This is a genomic window from Ruegeria sp. AP11 (assembly GCF_056535865.1).
In genome coordinates, this window is record NZ_JBQFJB010000001.1 from 3,488,648 (window position 1) to 3,508,219 (window position 19,572).

Annotated in this window: 23 protein-coding genes; 17 read left to right on the forward strand and 6 right to left on the reverse strand. The window is 60.5% G+C overall.

Annotated elements, in window-relative coordinates; translation table 11 throughout:
* Positions 1-185 precede the first annotated feature (185 nt).
* From ACR3E4_RS17415 to ACR3E4_RS17425, 3 genes are all read left to right on the forward strand, one after another.
* On the forward strand, positions 186-1,367 hold the full coding sequence (locus tag ACR3E4_RS17415) for an ammonium transporter (protein WP_480532106.1): 1,182 nt from the start codon (positions 186-188) through the stop codon (positions 1,365-1,367).
* Positions 1,368-1,507: 140 nt separating this feature from the next.
* Positions 1,508-2,188, forward strand: coding sequence for an orotate phosphoribosyltransferase (locus ACR3E4_RS17420; protein WP_480532104.1), 681 nt, complete (start codon positions 1,508-1,510; stop codon positions 2,186-2,188).
* A gap of 224 nt (positions 2,189-2,412) precedes the next feature.
* Positions 2,413-3,903, forward strand: coding sequence for a replicative DNA helicase (locus ACR3E4_RS17425; RefSeq protein WP_480532102.1), 1,491 nt, complete (start codon positions 2,413-2,415; stop codon positions 3,901-3,903).
* Positions 3,904-3,906: 3 nt separating this feature from the next.
* Here the strand turns inward: ACR3E4_RS17425 and ACR3E4_RS17430 are convergent, their stop codons facing one another.
* Complete coding sequence (locus tag ACR3E4_RS17430) at positions 3,907-4,452, reverse strand: GNAT family N-acetyltransferase (RefSeq protein ID WP_480532099.1); 546 nt, start codon at positions 4,450-4,452, stop codon at positions 3,907-3,909.
* Between the two features lie 300 nt (positions 4,453-4,752).
* On the opposite strand from ACR3E4_RS17430, the gene alr reads away from it, so the two are divergent.
* The 12 genes from alr (at position 4,753) to ACR3E4_RS17490 (ending at position 14,531) form a co-directional block, all read left to right on the forward strand.
* A complete protein-coding gene (gene alr, locus ACR3E4_RS17435) occupies positions 4,753-5,787 on the forward strand; it encodes an alanine racemase (RefSeq protein ID WP_480532097.1) in 1,035 nt (344 codons plus the stop codon).
* A complete protein-coding gene (locus tag ACR3E4_RS17440) occupies positions 5,784-6,566 on the forward strand; it encodes an MlaE family ABC transporter permease (RefSeq protein ID WP_480532095.1) in 783 nt (260 codons plus the stop codon). The genes alr and ACR3E4_RS17440 overlap by 4 nt, the downstream gene beginning before the upstream one ends.
* Positions 6,563-7,309 carry an ABC transporter ATP-binding protein gene (locus ACR3E4_RS17445; RefSeq protein ID WP_480532093.1) on the forward strand — a complete coding sequence of 249 codons (747 nt, stop codon included), beginning with the start codon at positions 6,563-6,565 and terminating at the stop codon, positions 7,307-7,309. Before ACR3E4_RS17440 ends, ACR3E4_RS17445 begins: the two co-directional genes overlap by 4 nt.
* A gap of 8 nt (positions 7,310-7,317) precedes the next feature.
* Complete coding sequence (locus ACR3E4_RS17450; protein WP_480532091.1) at positions 7,318-7,701, forward strand: hypothetical protein; 384 nt, start codon at positions 7,318-7,320, stop codon at positions 7,699-7,701.
* A 10-nt stretch (positions 7,702-7,711) separates the two neighbouring features.
* Positions 7,712-8,164 carry a paraquat-inducible protein A gene (locus ACR3E4_RS17455; protein ID WP_480532089.1) on the forward strand — a complete coding sequence of 151 codons (453 nt, stop codon included), beginning with the start codon at positions 7,712-7,714 and terminating at the stop codon, positions 8,162-8,164.
* Between the two features lie 148 nt (positions 8,165-8,312).
* The gene (locus ACR3E4_RS17460; protein WP_480532087.1) at positions 8,313-9,089 is read left to right on the forward strand and encodes a DNA repair protein; all 777 of its coding nucleotides are present in this window, start codon (positions 8,313-8,315) and stop codon (positions 9,087-9,089) included.
* A gap of 121 nt (positions 9,090-9,210) precedes the next feature.
* On the forward strand, positions 9,211-10,575 hold the full coding sequence (gene radA, locus ACR3E4_RS17465; RefSeq protein WP_480532357.1) for a DNA repair protein RadA: 1,365 nt from the start codon (positions 9,211-9,213) through the stop codon (positions 10,573-10,575).
* A gap of 41 nt (positions 10,576-10,616) precedes the next feature.
* The gene (locus ACR3E4_RS17470; RefSeq protein WP_480532085.1) at positions 10,617-11,189 is read left to right on the forward strand and encodes a CvpA family protein; all 573 of its coding nucleotides are present in this window, start codon (positions 10,617-10,619) and stop codon (positions 11,187-11,189) included.
* Positions 11,190-11,662: 473 nt separating this feature from the next.
* Entirely contained in the window at positions 11,663-11,818 is a 156-nt protein-coding gene (locus ACR3E4_RS17475) for a hypothetical protein (protein WP_480532083.1), read from the forward strand.
* A gap of 16 nt (positions 11,819-11,834) precedes the next feature.
* Positions 11,835-13,355: an amidophosphoribosyltransferase gene (purF, locus tag ACR3E4_RS17480; protein ID WP_480532081.1), complete on the forward strand. Its 1,521-nt coding sequence runs from the start codon at positions 11,835-11,837 to the stop codon at positions 13,353-13,355.
* 239 nt (positions 13,356-13,594) lie between these two features.
* Positions 13,595-13,843: a pilus assembly protein PilP gene (locus tag ACR3E4_RS17485; RefSeq protein WP_480532080.1), complete on the forward strand. Its 249-nt coding sequence runs from the start codon at positions 13,595-13,597 to the stop codon at positions 13,841-13,843.
* 43 nt (positions 13,844-13,886) lie between these two features.
* Positions 13,887-14,531 carry an SDR family NAD(P)-dependent oxidoreductase gene (locus ACR3E4_RS17490; RefSeq protein ID WP_480532079.1) on the forward strand — a complete coding sequence of 215 codons (645 nt, stop codon included), beginning with the start codon at positions 13,887-13,889 and terminating at the stop codon, positions 14,529-14,531.
* A gap of 62 nt (positions 14,532-14,593) precedes the next feature.
* Here ACR3E4_RS17490 and ACR3E4_RS17495 read toward each other — a convergent pair whose 3' ends face one another.
* From ACR3E4_RS17495 to ACR3E4_RS17510, 4 genes are all read right to left on the reverse strand, one after another.
* Positions 14,594-15,436: an ATP-binding protein gene (locus ACR3E4_RS17495; protein WP_480532078.1), complete on the reverse strand. Its 843-nt coding sequence runs from the start codon at positions 15,434-15,436 to the stop codon at positions 14,594-14,596.
* Positions 15,437-15,551: 115 nt separating this feature from the next.
* Positions 15,552-16,430 carry a twin-arginine translocase subunit TatC gene (gene tatC / locus ACR3E4_RS17500; protein WP_480532076.1) on the reverse strand — a complete coding sequence of 293 codons (879 nt, stop codon included), beginning with the start codon at positions 16,428-16,430 and terminating at the stop codon, positions 15,552-15,554.
* Positions 16,427-16,885 carry a Sec-independent protein translocase protein TatB gene (gene tatB / locus ACR3E4_RS17505; RefSeq protein WP_480532074.1) on the reverse strand — a complete coding sequence of 153 codons (459 nt, stop codon included), beginning with the start codon at positions 16,883-16,885 and terminating at the stop codon, positions 16,427-16,429. The genes tatC and tatB overlap by 4 nt, the downstream gene beginning before the upstream one ends.
* A gap of 6 nt (positions 16,886-16,891) precedes the next feature.
* Positions 16,892-17,107, reverse strand: coding sequence for a twin-arginine translocase TatA/TatE family subunit (locus ACR3E4_RS17510; protein WP_008758019.1), 216 nt, complete (start codon positions 17,105-17,107; stop codon positions 16,892-16,894).
* A 219-nt stretch (positions 17,108-17,326) separates the two neighbouring features.
* On the opposite strand from ACR3E4_RS17510, the gene ACR3E4_RS17515 reads away from it, so the two are divergent.
* Entirely contained in the window at positions 17,327-17,632 is a 306-nt protein-coding gene (locus ACR3E4_RS17515) for a hypothetical protein (protein WP_480532072.1), read from the forward strand.
* Between the two features lie 21 nt (positions 17,633-17,653).
* Positions 17,654-18,325 (forward strand): helix-turn-helix transcriptional regulator, encoded by a 672-nt coding sequence (locus ACR3E4_RS17520; protein WP_480532070.1) that lies wholly within the window; start codon positions 17,654-17,656, stop codon positions 18,323-18,325.
* Positions 18,326-18,388: 63 nt separating this feature from the next.
* Here the strand turns inward: ACR3E4_RS17520 and ACR3E4_RS17525 are convergent, their stop codons facing one another.
* The gene (locus tag ACR3E4_RS17525; protein WP_480532068.1) at positions 18,389-19,546 is read right to left on the reverse strand and encodes a LysM peptidoglycan-binding domain-containing protein; all 1,158 of its coding nucleotides are present in this window, start codon (positions 19,544-19,546) and stop codon (positions 18,389-18,391) included.
* Positions 19,547-19,572 lie beyond the last annotated feature (26 nt).

Genomic DNA, 19,572 nt, shown 5'->3' on the forward strand with positions numbered 1-19,572 from the left:
TATAGGGCATAAGCGCCAAAAGGGCGCAAAACCAATCGTCATTTGAGAAAAAGCCGCCCAAACAGGCGGCTTTTTGCACCTCTGCCTCTTTTTTCCCCAACCCGGCTCGGCTTCAAACCGCCCCACACCACTCGCGACGCATCGGGCGACCCCGCCCGACGCCCAAAGGGAAAGGAGAGCGGCCCATGAACGGAGCCGATACAGCGTGGATCATCGTGGCAACAGCACTGGTCCTGTTCATGACATTGCCGGGCCTTGCCCTGTTCTATGGCGGGCTTGTCCGTGCCCGAAATGTACTCAGCGTCTTCATGCACTGCTTCTCGATTGCCTGTTTGATGAGCATTCTGTGGCTAGTCGCAGGCTATTCCATCGCCTTCGGCCCGGGTGAAAGCGGCCTGTGGGGCGGTTTGGGCAAAGCGTTCCTGAACGGTGTGGACGCCGACAGCCTTGCGGGTACCCTGCCCGAGGTGCTGTTCTTCGCCTTCCAAATGACTTTTGCCATTATCACCCCTGCTCTGATCGTCGGCGCCTATGTCGAGCGGGTGGGCTTTGGCTTTGTCCTCACCTTCTCGGCGCTGTGGATGCTGCTGTGTTATGCGCCTGTGGTGCATTGGATCTGGGGTGGCGGGATGCTCGCGGACGGAGGCATTCTGGGAGAGATCGGCGTGCGCGATTTTGCGGGCGGCATCGTCGTCCACGAAACCGCCGGTTTGGCGGCACTGATCATTGCCGTTGTCCTCGGCCCGCGCCGCAATCGAACGACACCGCCGCACAACCCCGGTTACGTGATGGTAGGCGCCGCGATGCTATGGGTCGGTTGGTTCGGCTTCAACGGCGGCTCGCAACTGGCAGCTGACGGAGGCGCTGCGATGGCCATGACCGTCACGCATCTGTCCGCCGCTACCGCGTCGCTGACCTGGGCGATGTGGGAACGCATCCGCTTTGGCAAGGCCTCGATGGTTGGTCTGGTGACCGGCACCATCGCGGGTCTGGCCTCGATCACCCCGGCCTCGGGTTTTGTGGGTCCGGTTCAGGCTCTGATCATCGGTGCGGTTGCAGGTATCCTGTGTCAGGAGGCCGTCAGCGTGATCCGTAACAAGTTGAACATCGACGACACGCTGGACGTTTTCGCCGTTCACGGTGTCGGGGGTATCTTTGGTACTCTGATGATCGCGCTGTTCGGTCTGGGCACATGGACCGCGCAGTTGGGCGGGCTGGTGATCGTGGGTGCCTTTACGGTAATTGTCACGATTGTGTTGGTGAAGGTGGTTGCGTTGATCACCCCGCTTCGCGTAGACGCAGAGACCGAAACAAACGGGCTCGACCTTTCGGTACATGGGGAACGCGCCTATGACATGAGCAGCTAAGCCCACCTTAGCGCTCTGCCGCCCGCAAGGGCAAAGCGGACCTCTTGGGGGTCCGCTTTTCTTTTGGTCAGCCCCCTCGACTCTGCACCGGGGCTCGGGCTATCAGCCTGCGACACCCTTCCAGCCCAGAGGTTTGCGCTATGATCCCCAGTTCCTTCCCCGACAGCACCGAAATCGCCCGCCTGACCGCGCGGATGCTGCTGGAGATCAAAGCGGTACATTTCAATTCGCGCGAACCGTTCACGCTGGCATCCGGCCTGCCCAGCCCAACCTATATCGACTGCCGCAAGCTGATCTCATACCCGCGCATCCGCTCGACCCTGATGGATTTCCTGACCGTCACCGTGATGCGCGACGCCGGATTCGAGGCGTTCGACAATATTGCAGGTGGTGAGACCGCAGGCATTCCCTTCGCCGCAATGGTCGCCGAGCGCATGGCGCTGCCGATGACCTACGTGCGCAAGAAACCCAAAGGCTATGGCCGCAACGCCCGCATCGAAGGCGCGATGAGCGAAGGGGAACGCGTGCTTCTGGTCGAGGATCTGACCACCGATGGCGGCTCGAAACTGTCTTTCGTCGACGCGATCCGCGAAACCGGTGCCACTTGTGGGCATACTGCGGTGATTTTCTACTACGGTATTTTCCCAGAGACCGAGAAAACGCTGGGTGATCATGGGGTGAAGCTGCATTCACTCTGCACGTGGTGGGATGTTCTGGCCGAAGCCAAAGCGCAGAAAGCGTTTGATGAAGAGACCCTTAACGGTGTCGAGGCTTTCCTGAACGACCCGCGCGGCTGGCAGGAAGCGAACAAATCCACGTAAATCTCCTGTGGATGAATTGGGGATAAGTCTTAAAGAATCGGGTCGCAGACCACGATATCTGGTGACTTTTTACCGAGTTCATACATAATAGACCAGGCATACGCAGGTATCCAAACTATCCGGAAAGTTATCCCAAGGCTTTATCCATAGTTAGCCACAGGGATTTCCAGATAGCCGACACGCCGGAATTGCGTGTAGAAAGCGCCGTGGGCAGCGGGGACAAGATGAACGAGATCAGCAGTATCGAGCAGGCAGCGGCACAGATTCAGAATGCCGAAACCATGCCGCACTCCATCGAGGCCGAACAGCAGCTTCTGGGTGCGATCCTGACCAATAACGACCTCTATGACCGGGTCGCCTCGATCATCGGGGCCGAGCATTTCTATGACCCTGTCCATTCACGCATCTACGAAGTCGCGGCCACCCGCATCGCCAAGAATGCGCTGGCCTCGCCGGTCACGCTGAAATCCTTCATGGCCGAGGATGAGGGGCTGAAGGAACTGGGCGGCCCGGCCTATCTGGTCAAACTGGCCGGCGCGTCGATCAGCGCGTTTGCGGTGCACGACTATGCCCAGATGATCTATGACCTCGCCATCCGGCGCGAGTTGATCCGGCTGGGTCGGGATATCTCGGACAAGGCGGCGCGGGTCGATGTCAGCAGCGAGCCCAAGGAACAAATCGTCGAGGCCGAGCAACAGCTCTATCAGCTATCCGAGCAGGGCCAGACCGAGCAAGGCTTTCAATCCTTCCTTAAGGCGGTCACAGAAGCCGTCAACGTCACTAACGAGGCGTACCAGCGCGGTGGCGGCATGGCGGGGATTTCCACCGGTCTGGCCGATCTCGACAAGCAGTTGGGCGGATTGCACCCGTCCGACCTGATCATTCTGGCCGGTCGTCCGTCGATGGGTAAAACCTCGCTGGCGACCAACGTGGCGTTCAACGTGGCCAAGGCCTACAAGCGCGGGTTGAAACCCGATGGCAGCGAAGGCGCGGTTGACGGCGGTGTGGTCGGATTCTTCTCGCTCGAAATGAGCGCAGAACAGTTGGCGGGCCGGGTTCTGGCCGAAGCCTCCGAGATTTCGTCTCACAAGATCCGTCAGGGTGACATGACCGAGGCCGAGTTCCGCCGTTTCGTGGACGCGGCCAAAGAACTGGAAGCCTGCCCGCTGTTCATCGACGACACCCCCGCCCTGCCCATTTCTCAGCTTGCTGCCCGTGCGCGGCGGCTGAAGCGGACGCATGGGCTGGACCTGCTGGTGATCGACTATCTACAACTCTGCCGCGGTATGGCCGACAACCGCGTCAACGAGATTGCCGAGATTTCGATGGGCATGAAAGCCATCGCCAAGGAACTCAATATCCCGGTCATCGCCCTGTCACAGCTATCGCGTCAGGTCGAAAACCGCGACGACAAGCGCCCGCAACTGTCCGACCTGCGGGAATCGGGCTCGATCGAACAGGACGCAGACGTGGTGATGTTCGTGTTCCGCGAGGAATACTATAAGGAACGCGAAAAACCCGGCGATCACGAGCTGGAAAAGATGGAAGAGTGGAAGCAGGCCATGGAACGCCTGCATGGCAAGGCCGAGGTTATCGTCGGCAAGCAGCGCCACGGCCCCATCGGCACGGTCGAGCTGTCATTCGAGGCCCAGTTCACCCGCTTTGGCAATCTGGTCAAACCCTGGCAACAGGGCGGCGAGATCGAAGGATACTGACGCCTACCAAAGCTCGGGCCGGTTCAACGCCGCAACACAGCGCGACGCGCCTTTCAAGGGGTGCATCTGGTCCCCCGACAGGGATTGCGCCAGCCAACCGTGCGGATAGCTCAGCTTCAAGGGCGCCTGCGCAACCGCCTCTGAAACCGGCAGGAATCCCGTTTTGCCGTAATAGGTCGGGTCTCCATAGGTAAAGACCACATCCACCCCCGCTGCGCGCAGCTGATCCAGTCCATGACGGATCAGAGCCTGCCCAATTCCGGCCTTCTGATGGTCTGTCCTGACCGCGACTGGGGACAGAATGAACACCTGCCGCGCATCCTGCGCGAACCACATACGGGACAGGAAGATGCACCCAAGCAGAACGCCATCTTCGACGGCTGAAAACACATAAAGATCCTCTTCGGCCGTATTTACCATCAGATCGCGCACAAACGCGCCGATCTGTTTGCCTTCATCCGCCCCTTCTGAGGCTGTGAAGACATCAGTGAAAAGCGCCCCGATCCCGGCCTCACAATGGTTGAAACCTGACATAAATTGGATAGCCATCGACATGCCCCTGATCGCCTTAATCCCCGACCACAGAGTGCCTCTGGCCTTCGCAGCATAGCAACCATCAAATAAGCATATCGCTCTGCCTGCACGAAAAACATGAACGATTGGTGCCTGAGGGATGTTTTAACACCGATGTGAGTACAATCACGCTCAGGGCCTGAGTTTGATCCAAACCGCGCAAATCCTTGGATTTATTGGCCCTACGACGCATCAAACTCATTCTGAGACATCAAAGCCTGTTGCTGGTTACCATTCCCTCTTGACCTTGGTTCGGGCAATGTTTTGAACGGGATCATGAGTACTGCACATCTAACGATCAATCTGCACGCGCTGGCACAGAACTGGCAGGCGCTTAATGCCAAAACTGACGTCGAAACCGGCGCCGTAGTAAAAGCCGACGCATACGGGTTGGGGGCGGAACCGGTTGCATGGGCTTTGGCCGAAGAAGGTGTGCGCAAATTCTTTGTGGCCGCAGCCGAGGAAGGCGCCATCGTCCGCGAGGCGGTTGGCCCCGGCCCGATGGTTGCCGTCTTTTCAGGCCATATGGAAGGCGATGCCGATCTGCTGCGCGACCACAAGCTGACGCCGCTGATCAGCTCGCCCGAACAGTTCAAACGCCATCTCGAGGCCCTGCCGGATCACAAGTTCGGCATCCAGCTGGACAGCGGCATGAACCGCCTCGGGCTGGAACCCGCGGATTGGGCGGAACTGCGACACGACGCGTTAAAGCGTGATCCGCTGGTTGTGATGTCCCATCTGGCCTGCGCGGACGAGCCCGACCATCCGATGAATCGCCAACAGCTTGAGACGTTCAAGCAGATGACTGATGGCGTCGAGGTGCCCCGCTCGCTGGCCGCGACCGGGGGTATTTTGCTGGGTCCCGAATATCACTTCGACTTCTGCCGTCCGGGCATTGGCCTGTATGGTGGGATGCCCTTTGCCGGGGCCAAGCCGGTGGTCGCTGTCGATCTGCCGGTAATTCAGGTCCGCGACGTCGCGGTGGGTGAGACCGTGGGCTATGGCGGCACCTGGACCGCGCGCCGTCCGTCCAGGATCGCAACTGTCGCGGCGGGCTACGCCGATGGGCTGCATCGTGCCATCGGCGGCGGCATCGATACATTCGCTGGTGATCAGCCCTGCCCGGTGGTAGGACGTATCTCGATGGACCTGATCACCGTGGATGTAACCGATTTGCCATACAAACCCGATCGCCTGCGTATTCTGAACGGGCACCAAACCGTCGATGATCTGGCCGAAGCCGCCGGAACCATCGGCTATGAAATTCTGACCTCTCTCGGCAGCCGCTATTCCCGAGGCTACGTGGAATGAACCCCGTCTCATTGCTGGGTGAGCTGGGACGCGCCATCCTGACCGTGCTGGCCGCGTTTGGCCGCGTCGCGCTGTTCGCGCTCGACGCGGTTTCGCATATTTTCCGACCGCCGTTTTATCCGCGCGAGTTCGGCATCGCCTTGCTGAATATCGGCTGGCTGTCCCTGCCCGTGGTCGGTCTGACCGCCATCTTCACTGGCGGCGCGCTGGCGCTGCAGATCTACGCCGGTGGCGCGCGATTCAATGCCGAAGCCGTGGTGCCCCAGATCGTCGCCATCGGCATGGTGCGAGAGCTTGGCCCGGTACTGGTCGGCCTGATGATCGCCGCCCGCGTGACGTCTTCGATCGCCGCCGAGATCGCGACCATGAAAGTGACCGAGCAGATCGACGCACTGGTCACGCTCTCCACGCACCCGATGAAATACCTCACCGCCCCGCGCGTGCTGGCCGCCCTGATCACCGTCCCGGCGTTGGTCGGGGTCGGAGATATCATTGGCATCGCAGGGGGTTACACCGTGGCCACGCAAAATCTGGGCTTCAACCCGGCGGCCTATCTGAAAAACACGGTGGACTTCCTTGAAACCCGCGACATCGTCTCATCACTGGTCAAAGGCGCTGCTTTCGGCGTCATCGCCGCCATCATGGGCTGCTATTATGGCATGTCCTCGGGCCGCGGCGCGCAGGGCGTGGGCCGCGCCACAAAAGGCTCGGTCGAGGCCGCCGCCGTGCTGATCCTCGCCGCCAATTTCGTACTCACGGGGGTGTTCTTCTCGCTATGATCCGGATGGAGAACGTAACGAAAGCCTTTGACGACAACCGCGTCCTGCAAGGCATGAACCTTGAGATTCCCAAGGGCACATCGATGGTCATCATCGGCGGCTCAGGGACGGGCAAATCGGTGGCGCTGAAATGCATCCTCGGCCTGATCAAGCCCGACAGCGGCATGATCTATGTCGACGGCAAGGACGCTACCAAAGGCGACCGGGATGCGTTTCTGGCCCGCTTCGGGATGCTGTTTCAGGGCGCGGCGCTGTTTGACTCGCTGCCCGTCTGGCAAAACGTCGCCTTCCGCCTGCTGCGCGGCTCACTGAAACGCCCTGCGGACGAGGCCCGCGAGATCGCCATCGAGAAACTGCGCCGTGTGGGCCTGAAATCCAACGTCGCTGACCGCTTCCCAGCCGAGCTTTCGGGCGGCATGCAAAAACGCGTCGGCCTCGCCCGCGCCATCGCCGCCGAGCCCGAGATCATCTTTTTCGATGAGCCCACCACCGGCCTCGACCCCATCATGTCCGGCGTCATCAACGACCTGATCCGCGAAATCGTGACCGAGATGGGTGCCACCGCGATGACCATCACCCACGACATGAGCTCGGTCCGCGCGATTGCCGACAACGTGGCCATGCTGCACGGAGGCCTGATCCAATGGACCGGCCCGGTCAGCCAGATGGACGCCTCAGGTGATCCTTATGTCGAGCAGTTCATCAGCGGGAGTGCAGAGGGGCCGATTGAGGCGGTGCGGTAGTGCAATTCGTGAAACTGCTCATTGAACAGCTTCCGTTTCTCTACTTCATTTCGGTTGTGCTAGCTTGGTTTACCATTCATTTCATAGGCGAGAAGTCGGGAGTCCCACGCTCGCTGCGAACCGAAGTCATTTTCGTTCCTGTCATAATCTCCGCTTTGCAGGGTGCCTTTCCGGGAATGCTCGCGTCGATTCTATTGGTAAAAACGCTGAACATTGAAGAACCGCTCTCGGGTATTCCTTTGTCCGTTGGGTATGTCATTTCAGGACTTCTGCTGCATCGGAAACTACTTGTCACTGTCGCAGACAAAAGAATGTCATATGGCCTTGTTGGCGGCATTACCTTGCTGTTCATTGTGGGTTGGATGGTTTCCGTCCGAAACATGATCAACTAGCGTATCGGATATGACCCTCCGCCTCGCCACCCTCTCCCTCCTGATCCTCTACCCCATCGCATGGTTCGCCCCGCTGATGCGCGCAGGCCTCCTGCCGATCTTCGGCCTCAGCGAGATCAGCGTCATCACCGGCCTCCAGTCCTTGTGGAAATCCGACATCTTCCTCGCGCTGGTCGTCACCGTCTTCGCCCTCTTCGCGCCCTACATCAAAACCATCGGCACCGCGCTGGTCCAATGGAACCTGCTCGACCCGCGCGTCCAACCCGCGCTGAACATCCTCGGCAAGCTTGCGATGGCCGATATCTTCCTCATCGCGCTCTACATTACACTGGCCAAGGGCATCTCATACGCCACCATCGAAACCGCTTGGGGCCTCTACCTGTTTACCGGCTGCATCCTTGCTTCGTTGACCCTAGGTCATATTACAGAGATGACATTTGGATCACGAAAACCTCAGACCTAATTGATTGAAAACGCATTTCTGAGTATCTTTATGATATTTCGAGCAGCAACGTGTTTGTAGTTCACGGGTCCTGAGCGGACCAGATCGTGCTTGATTGTCGTCCGCTTTGACCCGGTTTCACATCGGTTGAAGAAGGAGATCGACGATCATGGCCGCCCTCCATAGCCTGACTTTGCAGTTTCAGAATGCCCTATTGAAACTGACATTTTTCCTGATCTGCGCCGCAGCATTATTCGCGGTCACAACAACTGTTCTATCTGCCTTCGGCATCCTGCCATGGCTTTCGCTTCAGGCCGGCCTCAGCGGTGGTGCCACCATCGATGCCGGTCCCTATGTCCAATTCGGCCTGACCGTGCTGATCCTGATGCTGGCCTTTTACCTGCCCTCCAGTGCCCGCATGATGGCGCTGGAACGGACCCACCGAAACTTCTCGCTGAACATGCAGGACGTGGCCGGGGCGTATCAGCTGGCCCATGCCGCCGACCGCAGCGGCGCCTTTGCGCTGTCCTCGGAATTCGACGCGGTGAAAGAACACATGGCCTTCCTGCGCGACCATCCCGATCTGCAAGGGCTCGAGCCGCAGGTGCTGGAACTGGCTGCTCAGATGAGCCAGATCAGTCAGGAACTGGCCGAGACCTACGGGGACGCCAAGGTCGAGCGCGCCCGCGCCTTCCTGCGGCAGCGTCAGGAAGAGGTCGAGCAATTCCAGCACCGGATCGAAGACGCCCAGACCATCCAGCATGAGCTGCGCCAATGGACCCGCGATATCGAGATCGAGGAATCCATCGCCAAATCGCAACTCGCGCGCCTCAGGGATGAACTGTTCGACCTTCTCCCCGAGCTTTCCGCTCAGTTGCAATCCCCCTCGGACGACAAAACACCCGCCAGCGTGGTGGCCATGACACCCCCTCGGGCAGCCGAATAGGCGCTTTCAGCGCCCGCCGCGGACGATGGCCCACAGGGCCTGAGGACGCGGCGCGCCCCCGGCGGTGAGGAAAGCCCGCAAGGGCTTGAAGAACCGCCCTTCCTCGGGCACCAAGGGCGGTATGGCAAAGACACAATCCTTCACCTGCTCCGCCTGCGGTGCCTCACATACAAGATGGTCGGGCCGCTGCGATGGCTGCGGCGAATGGAATACCATCATTCAGGAAGCACCCCTCTCGGCTGGGCCAGCCAAGAAATCGCTCGGCGGCAAACGTGGCCAATCCGTCGCGCTCACTGACCTGTCGACCGAAGAAACACCCCCGCCACGCACGCTCTGCGGCGTCGAAGAGCTTGACCGCGTTCTCGGCGGTGGCCTCGTCCCCGCCTCGGCCCTGCTGGTCGGCGGAGATCCCGGAATCGGCAAATCCACTCTACTGCTACAGGCCGCTGCGCGTTTTGCGCGCAAGGGCGTGAAAACCATCTACGTCTCGGGTGAAGAAGCCAGTGCGCAGGTTCGGATGCGCGCGCGCCGGTTGGGTCTGGAGGAATCGCCTGTTCAACTGGCCGCCGAGACCAACCTGCGCGACATCCTCACCACGCTGGAAGCTGAAAAGCCCGGCCTCGCAATCATCGACTCGATCCAGACCATGTGGGCCGACAATGTCGACAGCGCACCGGGCTCGGTCAGTCAGGTCCGCGCCGCCGCGCATGAACTGACGACATTTGCAAAACGCCACGGCGTGTCGATCATCATGGTCGGCCACGTCACCAAGGAAGGCCAGATCGCAGGCCCCCGGGTGGTCGAACACATGGTCGACACCGTGCTCTATTTCGAAGGCGAGCGCGGCCACCAGTTCCGTATCCTGCGCGCGGTCAAGAACCGCTTTGGCCCGGCAGATGAGATCGGCGTGTTTGAGATGACCGGCAAGGGCCTGGCGCAGGTCACCAACCCTTCGGCGCTGTTCCTGTCGGAACGTGGCACGCCCAGCCCCGGCTCGGCGGTGTTCGCGGGTATCGAAGGCACGCGGCCCGTTCTGGTGGAATTGCAGGCACTTGTAGCCCCATCGCCCCATTCGCAGCCCCGCCGCACCGTGGTGGGCTGGGACAGCGGCAGGCTGGCGATGATCCTCGCAGTACTCGAGGCGCGCTGCGGCATCCCCTTTGCCGGGCTCGATGTCTACTTGAACGTGGCCGGAGGGCTGAAAGTCTCGGAACCCGCCGCCGATCTGGCCGTTGCCGCCGCGCTGCTGAGCGCCCGCGAAGACACGGCCCTGCCCGCAGATACCGTGGTTTTCGGAGAAATCTCGCTATCCGGGGCACTTAGACCGGCCCCGCAGACCGAAAACAGGTTGAAAGAGGCGCAAAAACTTGGTTTCACGGCGGCAATTGCTCCGGCAGGTGGCAAAACCGGCACTGTGGCAGGTCTGACACTCACCCGACCCTCTGATTTGGTGGGGTTTGTTGGCGAAACCTTCGGAGCAGGTTAAGGTCGCGCCCCGAGGGGCAGAAAAACGAACAGGCGAGGGCCATGGAAGGTTTTACAATAATTGACGGGGTTGTGGCCCTGATCATCGTGCTGTCGGGCTTGCTGGCCTATTCGCGCGGTTTCATGCGCGAGGTTCTGGCCATCGCGGGCTGGGTCGCCGCCGCCGTTCTGGCGTTCATCTTCGCGCCACAGGCGGTGCCTCTGGTCAAAGAGGTTCCGGTGGTCGGAGAGTTCCTGCGCGACAGTTGCGAATTGTCGGTCATTACCGGCTTTGCGGCGGTTTTCGCCATTGCGCTGATCGTGGTCAGCATTTTCACCCCGCTGTTTTCATCGCTGGTGCAACGCTCGGCGATTGGCGGTCTTGATCAGGCGCTTGGTTTCTTCTTCGGCATCGCCCGCGGCATCCTGTTGGTGGCGATCGCGTTCTTTGTCTACGACACCGTGATGACCGGTCAGTCCTACACGATGGTTGACGAAAGCCGCTCGGCCAAAGTGTTCGAACAGTTCAGCGGCAAGATCGAAGAACAAAACCCCGAGGCCGCTCTGGGCTGGGTCACGGCCCAGTACGAACAGCTGGTTGCCAGCTGCACCGCGGACGGTTCTTCGGAAGGTTGAAATCAGCCAGTCAGACCCTGATGAAAGCCCGGCCCCAACCGGGCTTTTTCATGTCTGGCACACCGGAATCAGAGGAACCCTTCGCCCCCGCAAATAGTACAGCGGATGGATTTCAGCCCGAAACAGCCATCGCAGCGGTTGGGAATGGGCTTGCCAAACTGATCGCGGCTTTTGATCACTTCGCCGCTGCCCTTGCAGATCTCACAGGGCGCGCGCCCTGCCCCACGGCAGCGATGACACCGCCGCTTAACCGGTTCTTGTTTTGGCCTGTTCTGCTTGTGTTGCCACATAGCTGTCTTCTACCCGATGCTTCCGAACTGCCTGCAAGGGCGTGTGTCGACATATGACAGCATAGGTCTGCGCAATTGTCACCTGAAACTCACGGTGCGGTGAAATCCCACCTGCGGCAAATCGCAGATGTGATCCTTTGATGACACACGCATCGTTTGGCAGTATGTGGAGGCCGAACCAAGATGGAATCGGAGCTGCCGATCTTGCTGTATCTGCTTTCTTTCGCACAGGCCGCCGTTGCGGCTGTGCCCGCTTTGCGCCCTTCTGGCCCGCATAATCCCGTTCAGATACCCAGCCGCAGCCGCCCCGACCTGACCGTCAGCCTGAACAAGTCATAGAAATTGGAGCCCGTTTATGTGTGGGATTTTGGGGATCGCAAGTCGGACACATGATGTCTTTGCGGAAATCTATGACGGGTTGCTGATGCTGCAGCACCGAGGTCAGGATGCCTCGGGGATCGTCACCTATAACGGCGAATTCTTCCGCGAGAAAAAGGCCAATGGTCTGGTCAAGGACGTGTTCAACGCCAATGACGCCGAAACCCTGCTGGGCAAGGTCGGCATGGGCCATGTCCGCTATCCCACCGCAGGATCGCTCAGCGCGGCCGAGGCGCAGCCCTTCTTCGTGAACGCCCCTTATGGCATCTATCTGGTCCATAACGGCAACATCACCAACACCGAAGAGCAGCGCGAAAAGGTCACCGCGAAATACAGCCGCCACCTGCGCACCACCTCCGACTCCGAGGTCCTGCTGAACGTGCTGGCCGACAAGGTGGCCGATGCGATCAAGGTGAACGGCAACGCCGATCCGATCCGCAACCTGTTCGCGGGCGTCAAGATGACCATGGAACGTATTCAGGGCGCCTATTCGGTGATCTGTCTGGTCGCCGGCGTCGGTATGCTGGCCTTCCGCGACCCCTATGGCATTCGCCCGCTGTCGGTTGCCAAACGTGCGGCGCAAGGCGAAGGCGACGATTATGCTTTTGCCTCCGAAGACGTGGCCTTTGGCATCAACGGCTTCGACAAGCTGCGCGATCTCAACCCCGGCGAGGCGATTCTGATCGACCTTGACGGTAACATGCATGAATTCCAGGCCGTCGAAGGCAAGCTGACGCCGTGTATCTTCGAATATGTTTATCTCGCCCGTCCGGATTCGCTGCTGGATGGCGTGTCGGTCTACAAAACCCAGATGCGCATGGGACAGACGCTGGCAAAACAGATTGAGGATTCGGGACTTCAGATCGACCGGATCATCCCGGTCCCCGACAGCGCCCGGCCTGTGGCGCTGGAAGCGGCCAAGATCACCGGCATCCCCTATCGTGAAGGTCTGGTAAAGAACCGCTATGTCGGGCGCACCTTTATCATGCCCGGTCAGGCCGAACGGCAGAAATCCGTCCGCCGCAAGCTGAACGCCGTTCCGCTGGAATTCGACGGCCATAACGTGCTGCTGATCGACGATTCGATCGTGCGCGGCAACACCATCAAGAAAATCGTACAGATGTGCCGCGAGGCCGGTGCGAAAAAGGTCTATATCGCCAGTGCTTCGCCACCGGTGAAGTATCCCAATGTCTATGGCATCGACATGCCCACCCGGCATGAACTGATTGCCCATGGCAAAGAGATCGAAGAAATCCGCAAGGAACTGGGTGCAGATGCCCTGTTCTATCAGCGGCTTGACGATCTGATCTGGGCGGCCAAGGAGGGCAACCCAGAGATCGAGGCGTTTGACTGTTCCTGCTTTGATGGCAATTACATCACCGGCGTCGATCAGGAGTATCTGGACAGCCTGGAGAACAGCAGCCGGGTCAGCAAAAAGCGCGAGGATATGCAGGTCGTCGGCAGTTCGTGGAACGCGGCGAAACTGGCCTCGGGCTAAACGTTTCCGACAAGCGATTCGGGACGCATTGACGTGGCTGGCCCCGCCAATGGTCAGCCGCGCTAATCGGTCAGAATCCGCCTACTGTTTTTTCTGATTGGGCAGTGACTTGCACAGGTGGAAACTTAAGCCGTCGCAGCACTCTTGCGTGTCTCTTCAGGTCGCCTACATGCCGTGATACGCGAACGCTTCAAACCACTCAAAACACGGGGTTCGGGCACCTGACCCGACCGCAGATCATGCCAAACACAACGGTCACAGGTGCAGCCACGCAGGCGGGTGCGCTGAAAAGAAATTCGGTTTCGGTGTTGGGGGTTTTTGGCCCCAAAGCCGAGCTGCAGGCGCTGGTCCGAACGTCTTCGGGTCGAGTGAAAAAGGTGAAACCCGGCAGCCGCGTGGGGTCAGGCCGTGTGCTGGCCATTGATGAACAGGGCGTCGTGCTGCGACAAAGCGGCCAGAACCTGCGGATCGGCATTCCCGGCGGCTGATCCTGACTTGACGCTTTGCGCGCGCGGGTTCAAACCCTCCCTCATGACCGATCAGAGCAAAATCGCCCTCGTCACCGGGGCCTCACGCGGGTTGGGCGCGGCATTGGCCGAAGCGCTGGCCCCAGAATACCACATCGTCGCCGTTGCCCGCACCACAGGCGGGCTGGAAGAGCTGGACGACCGCATTCAGGCCAAGGGCGGCTCGGCCACATTGGCGCCGATGGACATTGCTGACCCGAATGCGATGGCAACCCTGTGCCGGGGCATTCACGACCGCTGGGGCAAGGTTGATCTGTGGTTGCATACGGCCATCCACACCTCGGCCCTGACGCCCGCGCATTTTGTCGACCCCAAGGAATGGGCCAAGGCCGTCAACATCAACGCGACGGCCACCTCACTGCTGATCTCGTATGTGACGCCCTTGCTGGGGGATGCCGGTCATGCGGTATTCTTCGATGATCCCAAGGCGGGCGAGAAGTTCTATGGCATCTACGGCGCCACCAAAGCGGCGCAGATGGCACTGGCGCGCAGTTGGGCGGCTGAGACCGAACGGACAGGGCCGCGCGTGTCGATTGTCGAGCCTTCGCCGATGCCCACAGCCGTTCGCGCCCGGTTCCACCCCGGCGAGGATCGGGATGCACTGACCAGCCCTGCAGATGAAGCGGCGCGAATACTGGCGCAGCTGTAGCGGATGGCCCTGACGGGCCATGCCTCCGGCGGGGATATTTTTGGCCAGATGAAGCGGGCGGATTACGCGATATGGACGCCGTTGCGCCCGGCGAGATCGACGAAGAACTGCCAAGCCACGCGGCCCGAGCGCGACCCGCGCGTGGCTTGCCATTCGATGGCTTCCGCGCGCAGGGTTTCAGCGTCGACCGTGACGCCATGGGCGGCGCAGTAGCGGTCGATCATCGCCAGATATTCGTCCTGATCGCAGGGGTGGAAGCCGAGCCACAGGCCAAACCGATCGGAGAGTGAAACCTTTTCCTCGACCGCCTCGGACGGGTTGATTGCGCTGGAGCGTTCGTTTTCGATCATGTCGCGCGGCATCAGATGGCGCCGGTTCGAGGTGGCGTAGAATACCACGTTTTCCGGGCGGCCTTCGATACCACCATCCAGCACCGCCTTGAGAGATTTATAGTGCTGGTCATCATGGCTGAACGACAGATCATCGCAGAACAGGATGAACCTATGCGGCGCAGAGCGCAGGTGGTTCAGCAGGCGCGCGACCGAGGCCATATCCTCGCGCTGCAGTTCCACCAGTTTCAGGTCCGGGTGCTCAGCCTGCAAGGTGCCATGGACGGCTTTGACAAGGCTGGATTTCCCCATTCCGCGCGCACCCCACAAAAGCGCGTTGTTGGCCTTGTAGCCAGCGGCAAAGCGGCGCGTGTTGTCCAGCAGCGTGTCGCGGGATCGGTTGATCCCCACCAGCAAATCCAGATCGACCAGGTTGACCTGCGTGACGGGTTCAAGCCGGTCGGGTTCCACATGCCAGACGAAGGCCGGCGCGGCGTTGAAATCGGGCGCAGCCAGCGGTGCGGGCGCGATGCGTTCCAGCGCGTCGGCGATACGGTTCAGGGCTTGGTCGTCCATCGGCTCCTCCGGGGTGGTCCTGCGGCGTTCAACCATGTTCCGTTCGGCACAACAAGGGCCGCACATGAAAAAGGCGCGCCGAAACCGGGCGCGCCTTTTCCGTTGTTTGCTCAGATTACTTGGTCTCTTCGTAATCCTGCATCATGTCCGCATCGGCTTCGGCCTCTTCATCGTCATAATAGCCATCGGCACGCAGCTGTTCTTCGCGTTTCTTCTCAACCCGGGCGACCAGGAAGATCGAAATCTCATAGAGGCCATAAACCACCACAAACAGGATGATCTGAGTGATCACATCCGGCGGTGTCACGATGGCGGCCAATACCAGAATGCCAACCACCGCATATTTACGCACCGCGCCCAGACCTTCGGCACTGACCAGACCCGCCTTGCCCATCAGGGTCAGCAGGACGGGCAGTTGGAAGCACAGGCCAAAGGCCACAATGAACTTGATGGTCAGGTTCAGATATTCCTGTGCCGAGCCCTGGAACACCACGCTCAGCGGGGCGGTAGCGCCTTCGGCGACGGCCTCACCTTCGGCTCCGAATTGCTGGAACCCTAGAAAGAAATCATAGGCCAGCGGTGTGACGACATAAAACGCAAAGCTTGCGCCCAGCAGGAACATGAAGGGCGAGGCCAGCATGAACGGCAAAAATGCGTTTTTTTCCGATTTGTACAGGCCCGGCGCCACGAACCGCCACATCTGCATCCCGATATAGGGAAAGGCCAGAATGAAGCCGCCCAGCAGCGACACCTTGATGGCGACAAAGAACCCTTCCTGCGGAGAGATGAAGATCAGCCCGCAATCCTGCCCACGCTCAGTCAGTACCTCGCACAAAGGCTGCGTGAGGAAGTTGAACAGCGGCGTGGCCACGGTGAAACAGATGATCATGCCGATCAGGAACGCCACAACGCAGTGGATCAGCCGTGTGCGCAGCTCGGCCAGATGCTCGATCAATGGGGCCGAGCTGTCCTCGATCTCGTCGGTCTTGGTCATGTCTTGCTTTCGGTTTTCAACGCGGCTTCGGCCTCTTCCGCCTTGGCCAGCGCATCTGCAGCCTCTTTGGCTTTGCGCTCCGCAGCCGCGCGGGCCGTTGTGGCCTGAATCTTCTTGGCTTGTTCGGCCCGCTCAGCAGCCAGCTTGCCCGTTTCGCTGTCAGGGTCGAACTTGGTCGGATCGAGGGACTTGGCCACATCGCGCGCGGCCTCGTTGATGCCGTCCATCGCGCTGCCCACGGGGTTGGTTGCTGCCTTCAGGCCCTTCTTGATCTCGTTGACGCCAGCCTCATCCGCCGCCTCGTTCATCGCGGTGCTGAACTCGCGCGCCATGCCGCGCGCCTTGCCGACGAACCGTCCGACATTGCGAAACAGCACAGGCAGGTCCTTCGGCCCCACCACGATCAACGCGACGATGCCGATGACCAGAAGCTCGGTCCAGCCCAGATCAAACATCTAGGCTCAGACCTTGTCTTTGTCGGTCTCGGGGGTGACGTCTTTGGCCAGTTCGGACGCGTCCTGTTCCAGTTCCTCCGAGCCGTCCTTGACGCCCTTCTTGAACGCGGTGATGCCTTTGCCCACTTCACCCATCAACGAGCTGATCTTGCCGCGGCCAAACAGCACCAGAACCACAACGGCGATCAGCAGCAGGCCGGGAAGGCCGATATTGTTGAGCATGTCTTGTCTCCTTCTAGGTCAGCGCAGTGCGCCGGAAATATGATCTGGCCCCGTGTCTACGCCTGCACGCGCGGCAGCAAAAGTGCGCCGGCCCCGATCTACGCGCAAATTTGAACAGATCGCGCATTTTTTGCGGGCTGGCTATTTCCAACTGACAGGTTTATGTCAGTTGGAAAGCCCTAGAAAGACGATATCGAAACCAGGTCAACGGAGAACCACATGACCCATGTCGCAGAAATCGTCACCTTTACCCTCACCGACGGCACCACGCCTGAGGAGTATGTGAAACTCAGCCAGGCCTCCGAGGCTTTCGTCCGCGCCGCCCCCGGCTTTGCCCACCGACAACTGAGCCAGGGCGATGACGGTCGCTGGACCGATTATGTCGTCTGGACAGACATGAAATCCGCACAGGACGCTGCGGCTGCCTTCATGCAGCAGGATTGCGCCGCCGCGATGATGGCCGTGATCAACCCAGACAGCGTCCAGATGCGCCACGAGAATGTGCTATGGAACATGACCGCCTAAGACCGGGCAAGGCAGTGTCAGATGCGCCGCACTGACCGCCTGTTCGACATCATCCAGATCCTGCGCGACGGCAAACTGCACCGCGCGCAGGATATCGCGGACCGGCTCGAAGTGTCGGTCCGCACGATCTATCGCGATATGGATACGCTGGTTGCCTCGGGCGTCCCGGTCGAGGGCGAACGCGGCGTAGGTTACATGGTGCGCGAGCAGATCACCCTGCCCCCGCTGAACCTGACACCGGCAGAACTCGAAGCGCTAAACCTCGGCATGGCCATCGTGGCCGAAGCCGCCGACCCCGATCTCAAATCCGCCGCCGAGTCGCTGGCCGAAAAGATTGATGCCGTCCTGCCAACTCAGGTCATCGCCGAGGCAGATAGCTGGAAATTCGCCGTCTACCCCTTTGCCGATGCCGCGCGCGGGCTGGCCCATATGGCCCCGATCCGCGCCGCCATCAAATCGCGACAGAAATTGCACCTCAGCTACCGCCGCATCGACGGCACCCTGACCGACCGCACCATCCGCCCGCTACACATGGAATATTGGGGCCGCGTCTGGACCCTCACCGCGTGGTGCGAGCTGCGCAACGGCTTCCGCGTCTTTCGCATCGACTTGATCGAAACCGTCGCCGCCCTGCCCGAGCTTTTCACCGACGAACCCGGCAAACGGCTCAGCGACTACGACCCTCACGGGTGATCCGCCCTTCATCTGGCCCAAAATATCCCCGCCGGAGGCATGGCCCGGAAAGGGCCATTCCGGTCACTTCAGATAGGGCTCGGGATCGACCGACTCGAACCCCTGACGCACCTCAAAATGCACATAGGCATTGTCGCCCCCGCGCAGGGCGGCGATCTTCTGCCCCCGCCGGACCCGATCACCCTTCTTGACGGTGATGTTGTCGACATTGGCATAGACCGTCAGCAGGTCATTGTTGTGCTTGACCACAATGATCGGCACCTGATCCGCATCCGCGGTGATAGCAGCCACAGTCCCGGCCTCCGCGGCCTGCACCGCGGTTCCCGGAGAGGCTGCGATATCAATGCCCTCGTTCTTGCCCTTGTCATAGGTCCGAATGATCGTCCCGCCGACCGGTGCAGCCAGGGCCGAAGATCCCGAATTCGTGGGTGCCTCGGCAGTGACGTCCGGTGCAGGCGCGGCTGCGGCGACCTTTTCATCCGGCAAGGGTTGCGTCGCACTTGGCGGTGTCGGCGTCGGAGACCCCTGGCCCGGCTGCGTTACAGCCGTCGCCGTCGCCGCCGGAGCAGCGGCGCGCGGTGCGGACTGATCCTTGACCGGGATCAGCAGGTACTGATCTTCACGCACTGCGAAATCAGATCCCAGCCCGTTCCATTCGGCCAGCGATTCCACCGACACTTGATAGAGACGCGCGATGGTATACGCAGTCTCGCCACGCTTGACCTTGTGCCGGATCGGCTCGGGTCCGGCAGGCGCAGGGGCCGGTGCGGCCGGCGCCGGGTTCAGAGATGTGGTCTGAACCGTATCCGACTGCGGCGCTTCGTCAATCGCGGTTCCGGCGATCGAGGCAATATCGACATTGCTGGTACCACCGACCGAGCGCGGCAAGGCCAGAACCTCACCCTCACGCAGCGAGTCATTGGGTTGCAACCCGTTGAACCGGGCCAGTTCAGTGACCGGCATGCCAATGCGGCTGGCGACATCGCCCACCGTGTCGCCCCGGCGCGCAACGGCAACCTGATAGTTGGGATAGCTGATCACACCACGCGCATCCGGCGTGGGCCGATTGGTGGTCGCGGCCAGCGCCGCATCGGCGGTCGAAAACCCGCCGACATTGCCGCGCAGGTCATAGTCATATGGCCCCTCGCACCCGGCCAGAATAGCCAGGGCAGCCACACCCGTCGCACAGCGACGCATTGCTGATTTAGAAACTGCTCTCATTTTACTGTCCTCAACACCTGCCCCTG